Source organism: Streptomyces sp. TRM68367 (assembly GCF_014495685.1).
Classification (GTDB): Bacteria; Actinomycetota; Actinomycetes; order Streptomycetales; family Streptomycetaceae; genus Streptomyces.
The window spans coordinates 1-7979 of record NZ_JACTVI010000177.1 but is presented as its reverse complement, the minus strand read 5'-3'; the positions used below and the strand labels follow the sequence as shown (position 1 = coordinate 7979).

At 68.5% G+C, this 7979-nt stretch carries 10 protein-coding genes and 2 pseudogenes; 7 read left to right on the top strand and 5 right to left on the bottom strand.

What is annotated here, in order from left to right; genetic code table 11:
• Both H8R17_RS46060 and H8R17_RS43600 read right to left on the bottom strand, forming a co-directional pair.
• A pseudogene (locus tag H8R17_RS46060) lies at window positions 1-449 on the bottom strand (hypothetical protein); the annotation flags it as partial.
• A 98-nt stretch (window positions 450-547) separates the two neighbouring features.
• Window positions 548-1048 (bottom strand): hypothetical protein, encoded by a 501-nt coding sequence (locus H8R17_RS43600; protein WP_187828714.1) that lies wholly within the window; start codon window positions 1046-1048, stop codon window positions 548-550.
• Between the two features lie 185 nt (window positions 1049-1233).
• Here H8R17_RS43600 and H8R17_RS43595 point away from each other — a divergent pair, with 185 nt between their 5' ends.
• Window positions 1234-2166 carry a DNA-3-methyladenine glycosylase gene (locus H8R17_RS43595; RefSeq protein ID WP_187828713.1) on the top strand — a complete coding sequence of 311 codons (933 nt, stop codon included), beginning with the start codon at window positions 1234-1236 and terminating at the stop codon, window positions 2164-2166.
• 394 nt (window positions 2167-2560) lie between these two features.
• Here the strand turns inward: H8R17_RS43595 and H8R17_RS43590 are convergent, their stop codons facing one another.
• Window positions 2561-2728, bottom strand: a complete 168-nt coding sequence (locus H8R17_RS43590; RefSeq protein WP_316959726.1) for a transposase — start codon at window positions 2726-2728, stop codon at window positions 2561-2563.
• A gap of 195 nt (window positions 2729-2923) precedes the next feature.
• Window positions 2924-3340 (bottom strand): SgcJ/EcaC family oxidoreductase, encoded by a 417-nt coding sequence (locus tag H8R17_RS43585; protein WP_187828712.1) that lies wholly within the window; start codon window positions 3338-3340, stop codon window positions 2924-2926.
• A gap of 325 nt (window positions 3341-3665) precedes the next feature.
• Here H8R17_RS43585 and H8R17_RS43580 point away from each other — a divergent pair, with 325 nt between their 5' ends.
• Window positions 3666-4178, top strand: a complete 513-nt coding sequence (locus H8R17_RS43580; RefSeq protein WP_187828711.1) for a DinB family protein — start codon at window positions 3666-3668, stop codon at window positions 4176-4178.
• 7 nt (window positions 4179-4185) lie between these two features.
• Here the strand turns inward: H8R17_RS43580 and H8R17_RS43575 are convergent.
• Window positions 4186-5006 (bottom strand): annotated as a pseudogene (locus H8R17_RS43575) (IS630 family transposase); the annotation flags it as partial.
• On the opposite strand from H8R17_RS43575, the gene H8R17_RS43570 reads away from it, so the two are divergent.
• From H8R17_RS43570 to H8R17_RS43550, 5 genes are all read left to right on the top strand, one after another.
• The gene (locus tag H8R17_RS43570) at window positions 4917-5645 is read left to right on the top strand and encodes an IS3 family transposase (RefSeq protein WP_223126142.1); all 729 of its coding nucleotides are present in this window, start codon (window positions 4917-4919) and stop codon (window positions 5643-5645) included. The pseudogene H8R17_RS43575 and the gene H8R17_RS43570 sit on opposite strands and share 90 nt — an antisense overlap.
• Window positions 5646-5929: 284 nt before the next feature.
• The gene (locus H8R17_RS43565; RefSeq protein ID WP_187828709.1) at window positions 5930-6895 is read left to right on the top strand and encodes a sigma-70 family RNA polymerase sigma factor; all 966 of its coding nucleotides are present in this window, start codon (window positions 5930-5932) and stop codon (window positions 6893-6895) included.
• A 79-nt stretch (window positions 6896-6974) separates the two neighbouring features.
• Complete coding sequence (locus H8R17_RS43560; protein WP_187828708.1) at window positions 6975-7472, top strand: AarF/ABC1/UbiB kinase family protein; 498 nt, start codon at window positions 6975-6977, stop codon at window positions 7470-7472.
• Window positions 7469-7678, top strand: coding sequence for an AarF/UbiB family protein (locus tag H8R17_RS49665; protein WP_187828707.1), 210 nt, complete (start codon window positions 7469-7471; stop codon window positions 7676-7678). The genes H8R17_RS43560 and H8R17_RS49665 overlap by 4 nt, the downstream gene beginning before the upstream one ends.
• A complete protein-coding gene (locus tag H8R17_RS43550) occupies window positions 7597-7911 on the top strand; it encodes an AarF/UbiB family protein (protein WP_187828717.1) in 315 nt (104 codons plus the stop codon). Before H8R17_RS49665 ends, H8R17_RS43550 begins: the two co-directional genes overlap by 82 nt.
• The last annotated feature ends 68 nt before the right edge of the window (window positions 7912-7979 follow it).

The window sequence follows — 7979 nt, the reverse complement described above, 5'->3', positions numbered from 1 at the left end:
CCGCTTGCCCATGTGTGTGCCGGTGGCGCGCTCGATCGCGGTGGCCGCTGACTCGAACGAACCGCGCGCCGCCTCGATCGCGGCGAGCCTTTGAGCTCGTGCGAGTGCCGCCCGACCGGCAGGTCAGTTCGGCATCGGCCGGGTGCAGATTCGAAGCCCCCCTTCGCGCGGTAGGCGATCCGCTCCACCTCCACGGTGCCGAACCGCGTGGACAGCAGCCGCTTGTGGCCCGCCTCGGCGGCGCGCCGCACCACCTGGTCGGATCCGGCGACCTCCGGCAGGCGCTCCTCGCGCCGTGCATGCTGGGCGAACCACTCCTGCAGCATCAGGCGGTGCACCTCGCGGCCGCGCGCGGCGATGAACTCCTCCGCCTCGGCGTGACAGACGCACTGGTGGTCGAACAGATCAGTGAGCAGTTGCTCGAAGGCGGCGCGAGCGGCGGGAAACACCCCGCCGATCCCGGCCCGGGCCGTAGTCTGGCATCGGGCTCTTCCTTTGCGTCGTATCAGGCTTGCACCAGGCACGACGCGGGGAAGAGCCCGCCTGATCAGGGCCGATCGGGTGCGCGAACGGCATCGGCCAGCGCGAACAGACCCCTGGACGGCTCGGCCAGCCACTCACCTCGCACCATGCGCTTCAGCCGCATCCGCAGCGTCTCGACGTGCCGGTGGTCGGCGGCCTCCTGGGTCACTTCGCAGATCTCCTTGGCCCGCAGCGGCGTATTCGCGCTGGCCAGCAGGGCCAGCACCGGCCAGTCGCCCTCGGCGGGCACCTCACCGGTCACGACGCGCACGACCGGCGGCAAACAGCCAGGCAGATCGTCCGGATCCGCATCCCGTGCAGGCACCTGCTCGAACTCCGATTCGCCCGCGTCGCGTTCGGCGAACATGCGGGCCAGGGTCACCTGGGTGACCACCAGATCGGACAGCTCCTCCTCGGCGGCAGCGATCCGCTCGTTCAGCGCGGCCAGCTCAGCCCGCAGCCCCTCCACCCGACGCCGGGCCGCCTCCTCACGCTGCTTCAGCAACGCCGGCAGCTCCTGCTCCATGCGTCCCTCCCGGCGATGCCGCCGACGCAACCGCGCCGGGCCCAACCCCCACACCACCCACGGACTTACCAGACCACCGGAACGCGAAACCCCACTGATCACCGTCCCTCAAACAGAGCCGCACCCATCGCGGATTGCGAGCTCGGCTGCGGGCCGTCCGCGCGAGTCGATAACCTGCAGCAGCTATGTCTGCCCCCGCTTTTCTGCGTCGCCGCTGGCGCCCACCCGGCCCCTACGACCTGCGCCGCTCGCTGCGCGTGCTGCAGTGCGGGCCCAAGGACCCGGCTTACCGCGTGGTCGGTGGCGCCCTCTGGCGAGCCAGTCGCACCCCGCTCGGCCCAGGCGCGGTGCGGCTGGCTACAGACGGCGATGAGGTGGCCGCCGAAGCATGGGGCCCAGGAGCTGACTGGCTGCTTGACACCCTCCCCGCCCTGCTCGGCGCCGAAGACGAAGCGTCCGCGACGGCCTTCGCCCCTCACCATCGGGTCGTGGCCCGCGGCTGGAAACGGCACCCAGGCATCCGGCTCGTACGCACCGGCCGAATGCTGGAATCGCTGATCCCGGCGATCCTGGGCCAAAAGGTGACCACGGACGAGGCTTTCCGCGCCTGGCAGCTGCTCTTGCGGTGGCATGGAGAACCTGCCCCCGGCCCGGCCGCCGCGTTGCACATGTACGTGATGCCGGACGCACGCGGATGGGCGACCATCCCGTCCTGGGATTGGCACCGTGCGGGAGTTGACCACAAGCGCTCAGGCACCGTAGTGCGTGCCGCACAGGTCGCGCACCGATTGGAAGAGGCGGCGGCGTTGGCACCAGAGGCGGCCGCAGCTCGTCTCCAAACAGTCTCCGGCATCGGCCAGTGGACGGCAGCAGAGGCCATACAACGCGCCCTTGGCGCCCCGGACGCCGTGACAATAGGTGACCTGCATCTGCCGCGCATCGTCGGCTACTCCCTCACGGGTGAGCGGGATGCCGACGATGCGCGGATGCTCGAGCTGCTGGAGCCGTACGCGGCGCAGGGGCAGCGCCACCGGGCCACCCGCTACATCACCCTGGCCGGCGCCATGCCCCCGCGCCGACAACCAAAACGGCAGATCTGGGACATCGCACAGCTCTAGTGTGACCGCGACTGACGTCCCACCGTCCGCTTCCATGGTCCGGGACCTCGTCAACCGCTCCCGAGCGAACTCAAACTGGACATCCAGGCCGAGCTGGCCGCGAACCGCACCAGCGCCGGGGCTCGCCCGCCTCGGGAGGGCGGGCCCTGGACCAGGGCCTCAGGCTCCTGCGGCCTTGCGATGAGGTCACCGCGTCAATGCGGGCGCAGCGCGGCCAGCAGCTGGTTGTCGGGCAGGCCATCCATCACTTCGTGGGCGATGCTGGAGATCGTGCGCTTGGAGTTCTCCATCCCCTGGACCTCGCCCACCGTGGGCGTCAATCCCACCGTGGGCGAGGCCCTCAGCCGACAGCGACAGCACCATCTCGTACAACCCCGGGCAGCCGCCGCTGACGCTACTCGACGATCTGTGCGGCTCGCACCTGCCGGCGGCGTCCCCGCGGCACCCGCCCCTCGCCCGGGCCGACATCGGCCAGTACGGTCTTGGCCCGCATGCCGTTGCGGCTGCTGCAGCAGTTCTTCTCGGCCGGCTCGTGTTTGTGATAGCCGAGGTGGTCGGTGATCTCATCCTCCAGGCGGACTCCAGCACCCGCTTCCGGTCCACGAGCATCGCGATCAACTGCTCGTCACTCGCCGTACCAGCCGGCACCACGGCGGGCTCGACGGACTCGGACTCAGGGGACTCCGCGAGGCCGCCGCCGCGGAAGGCGCCCCTCTTCCGCGGCGGCGGTAGAGGGGCGCCAAGCCGGTGGCGGTTCTCAGCCCCGCTTCATGACGGCAGGGGAGTTCTGGTAGGCCGCGAGCAGCCACTTGCCGTCCCGCCGGGTGAGCACCCAGCTCGCGATCACGACGCGGTCCTCCGGCACCTCGGTTTCGCCCGGGAAGAGGACGCCCGTCTCGCTGATGACCACAGCGGCGTCGTCGTTGAGGAAACGGATGTCCCGTACCGTGTCGGTGGTGGTCGAGCCCTTCAGGTAGGTGCTGAAACCGACCTTCATGCTCTCGCGGATCTCTTCCCGGGACTTCCGGTAGGACCCGGGCAGGATCGCGCTGGCGTCCTCGGTGTACTCGGCCACGAACGCATCAGCATCGTTGGCATTCCAGGCCTCGTAGACGCCCTGGAGCACGTTGCGGATGGCAGTCTCGTCAGCTGCACGCGTCTGGTTCGCAGTCAAGGTCTTCCTCGCTTCTTCATACCGGTGCGGTTCACCGCGCTCTGCGGCTTTCCGGGAGTCGTTGCGCTCCGCAGGTAGATACCGGCGGGTGGGCTGGAACTCATCGCGCCTACGGAGATGTTTTCAAAAGCTGGTCAGCAGCCTTGTGACCAGGGGTGATCTGCGCGGGGCCCCACGTGTCGGCGGCGGCCGCCCCTCCAGTGGCTGAACGGCCTCACGTGAGGGGCCCTGAGCTTGGGGCCGGCGCTAGTGCCGCATCAGGCAACGTTCGCCCGGTTGTGGGCCCTGCCTTTCGACGGCTTCGACCGCTGGCGATAATCGACCGATGGCCACCATCGAACGCCCCATGCCGCCGCTGAACGCCGACGAGCGCACCACGCTCGAAAGCTGGCTGGACTTTCACCGCACCACACTCGCCAGGAAGTGCGAGGGCCTGGACGATGAGCAGGCCGCCGTCGCGTCCGTGCCACCGTCCGGCTTCACTCTGACCGGCCTCGTCCAGCACATGGCGGAGGTGGAGCGGAACTGGTTCCGCCGCGTGTTCGCCGGCGAACCGGCCCCGCCCATCTACGACCCGCAGGCTGACCCGGATGGCCCCGACGGCGGCTTCGAACTGTCCGAGGGCGCCACCCTGCGCGACGCCCTCGCCATCTGGCATGCGGAGATCGCCCGCGCCCGTGAGCACTGCGCCGAGCGTGCTCTGGCTGACACTGGTCGCTTCATGGAGCAGGACGTCAGCCTCCGCTGGATCTACGTCCACATGATCGAGGAGTACGCCCGCCACAACGGCCACGCCGATCTACTCCGGGAACGCATCGACGGCACCACCGGCGTGTAACGCCGGATCAGGCAGCGTTGGCCTTGTCGACGACGGCGCGTAGGCGTCGGTCGTCGGCGTGGCGGTTTCGCCAGATGATGTAGCGGCGGATCATGCTGCCCTGTTCCTTGTGGTCGGCGTGGTCGGTGCCGTCGAGGGTGAAGTAGCGCAGGGCGGTGAACTGGGCCTCGATGCGGTTGAGCCATGAGCTGTTGGTCGGGGTGTAGGCGATCTCGACGTTGTTCTCCGCCGCCCAGGTCGCCACGCGCTGGCACCGCTTGGTGGTCAGGTGCGGGGAGAAGTTGTCGCAGACGATCGCGATCCGTACGTCTGGCGGGTAGTGGGTGCGCAGGTAGCGGCAGAACTCCAGGAACTGGGTGCGCCGCTTGACGGGCTTGATGTGGCCGTAGAGCTTGTCCTTGCCCAGGTCCAGGGCGGCGAACAGGTGGCGGACCCCGCCGTAGCGGTTATAGGTGGCCCGTCGCCGACGGCGGGGCTCGCGTTGTGGTCCTTGTGCTTGCCGCCGCGCTCGGCCCACTGCCGCCCGGCGTGCGGCATCAGATTGAGCGGACCGAACTCGTCCATACAGAAGATGACTTCCGGTTCGCCGTCCTCGGGTATGACCTCGCCGTCGGCGATCGCGTACAGGTGCTCGACGCGGGCTTTCTTGGCAGCGTAATCCGGATCGCGGGAGGCTTTCCAGGTCTTCAGGCGCTGAAAGGAGACGCCCTCCTCGCGGAGCAGAATGCGCAGGCCCTCGTGGCTGATGTCGTCGACCACCCCCTCGGCGACCAGGAACTCCGCCAGCTTCGTCAGACTCCAGGTCGAAAACGGCAGGTCGTGTTCGGTCTCGAGCCCGTACTCCGGGAACTACACATCGCCTCCTCCACCTACTACCGCTGGCGCCGCGCCGAGAAGGAGCCGTGCGAGCGGCGCCGCCAGGACGCGGAGCTGACGGAGAAGATCCAGCGGATCCATGCCGACTCCGGCGGGACCTACGGCTCGCCGCGCGTGCACGCCGTCCTGAAGCGTGAGGGCGTGCACGTCGGCCGCAAGCGGGTCGAGCGCCTGATGCGCGAGGACGGCCTCGCGGGCATCAGCCCGCGCCGCACGAGCTTCACGCGCCGAGATCCCAAGGCCACTTTGGCCCCGGACCTGGTGCAGCGGGACTTCACCGCGCTCGCGCCGAACCGGCTGTGGGTCACCGACCTCACCATGGGGTCCGTCGGGGACTCCTACGACAACGCTCTGGCCGAAAACCTGTGGATACTGATCAAGACCGAGTGCGTCCGCGGCCGCGTCTTCGAAACGAGGGCCGAGGCGAACCTTGCACTCTTCGAGTACATCGACGGCTTCTATAACAGCCGGCGCATCCAAGCCCGGCTCGGCTGGCTCAGCCCCATCGAGTTCGAGGAGAAGTACTACACCGACCAAGCATCGGCCGAACAAGCGAACCTGAAACCCCGCCAACCCGCCCTGACCAGCTGATCAGCACCTCCCACACAACGGGGGAACCTCAGCCCGGATGCGGACCTACTCGCGGCTTGCCCGACGGGGAGCTGTGCGCGAACGCAGCAACGTGCAAGAAGTCCGAGGTAGCAGGACAGGAAGGCAAGTAGCGGCAGCTGACGGGGCATCCCCAGGTGCAGCATGCCGTTGCACGACAGGAGGCGCGTGACGTGAGCTGGGCTCTTGCCTTGAAAGGCGTCCCGGCCCCGCCACTTCAGTGCGATAGGGTCCCCGGCAAGGTGACACATCGGAAGGGGTCGGGCGTGGCGACCACGACGGAGGACTTCAACCGCCAACTCGAGCCACACCGGCCGCAACTGCTGGCGCACTGCTATCGGATGCTCGGCTCGGTGCACGACGCCGAGGATCTGGTTCAGGAGACGTACCTGCGGGCTTGGCGGGCCCGGGACCGGTACGATCACGCACGCGGCTCGCTGCGGACTTGGCTATACCGGATTGCGACCAACGCCTGCCTGAATGCTCTGGAGAGCCGCAGCCGCAGGCCGCTGCCGTCAGGAACCGTGACGGAGAGCGACCCGCTCCAGCCGTTTGTCCATGGCGGCGAGGTCACCTGGCTGCAGCCGATCCCCGATGCGCTGCTCCACCTGGGAGACCCGGCCGGCTCAGCGGTAGATCGGAGCAGCCTGCGCCTGGCGTTCGTCGCCGCGCTGCAGCACCTCTCGGCGCGTCAGCGTGCTGTGTTGATCCTGCGCGAGGTGCTCGCCTTCTCGGCGGCCGAGACCGCGGACGTGCTGGACACGTCGGTCGCTTCGGTCAACAGCTCCCTGCAGCGGGCACGGGCGCGCCTGAAAGAAGCGGGCGTCCTGGAGGACCACGTCCCAGAACCCTCCCAAACGGAGCAGCGGACCTGCGTCGAACGCTATATGAAGGCCTTTGAGCAGGCGGACATCGAAGGACTCAAGCAGCTCCTCGCCCACGATGTCCTCATGGAGATGCCGCCGATGCTCAATTGGTTTGTCGGCCGCGCCAATTACGCCCAGTTCATGGGCTGGCTCTTTGCCAAGGCAGGCAGCAGCTGGCGGCTCGACCCGATCGCGGCAAACGGCCAGCCCGGCTTCGCCGCCTATCGTCGCGGCGCCAGCGGCGCATACGAGTTGCACACTCTGCAGGTGTTTGCCGTCACTGCCGCCGGCATCAGCAGGACCACCGTGTTCCAGGACGCCGAGGTCTTTGCGGCGTTCGGTCTGGACACCGTCAGCGCATCCTGACGGCGTGCGCGTACACCGCCGGTGTGCGCGCACGCCTACCTCGCATCCGCTGCGCCCGAGGGCACCGTGGAAGTAGTAGATGTCCCGCCTGGGCCGCGACGATCGGGTCGGGCGACGACGCGTCGCCCTCACCATGACGTGCGACCAGCAGGGGGCGAACGTGCGAGCGATCCCGCCCCGGCTCATCGATCTGTCAGCGCTGGCACTGCGCTGCGGCCGTGTCAGCTCGGTGGTGCTCGGCTACGGCCTGGCTTTCGGCGCCTCCGCCGTCGGCGCACGCTTGCGCCGCTCCCCGCATGCACGGGGTCTACGGGACGGCGACCGATGGGTGAGGATGCTCACTCGTCTCGGACCGTCCTACATCAAGATCGGCCAGCTGCTGAGCACCCGGAGAGACCTGCTGCCCGACGATGTCACCCAGGCACTGAGCCGGCTCACAGACGGCGTGACGCCGCCGAGCCGGCGTCGGATCGAGCGCGCCGTTCGGCGCAGCTACCGCAACCGCCCGTGGCCGTTCCGCGAGTTCCGCTGGGAGCCGCTTGCCTGCGGCAGCATCGCTACGGTGCATGAGGCGTGACCCGGGACGGTCGCCGTGTCGCGGTCAAAGTGCGGCGCCCTGGCATCGATTGCATGATGCAGCGTGACTTTGCACTGACCGCGTCGATGATGGGCATGCTGGGTGTGCTGCCCCGGTACGGCAGATGCCGTTCCGGCTCATGCACGCGCAGGTGGGCGGGGCGATCCTGCGGCAGCTGGACTTCGAGGCCGAGGCCGCATCGTTGACCGTGCTGCGGGACAACTTGGCGGACTTCGGGAGCGTGCGTATCCCCGCCCCGCTGCCTGAGCTGTGCACGTCCGAGACCGTGGTCATGGAGTACATCGGCGACCTGCGGCGGTTTGAACCGGACGAGTTGGCTGTCGGCACGCGCCAGTCCGCTGTGCGTGCCGTCTTGGCCGCGGTCTACGAAATGCTGTTCGTCGACGGCATCGTGCACTGCTACGGCAGCTGTAGATAGCCGCTGCTGAGCTTTCTGATCACGGTGTGGTGTCGGCGTACGCGTGCCAACGGCAGTGGCAGAGGCGG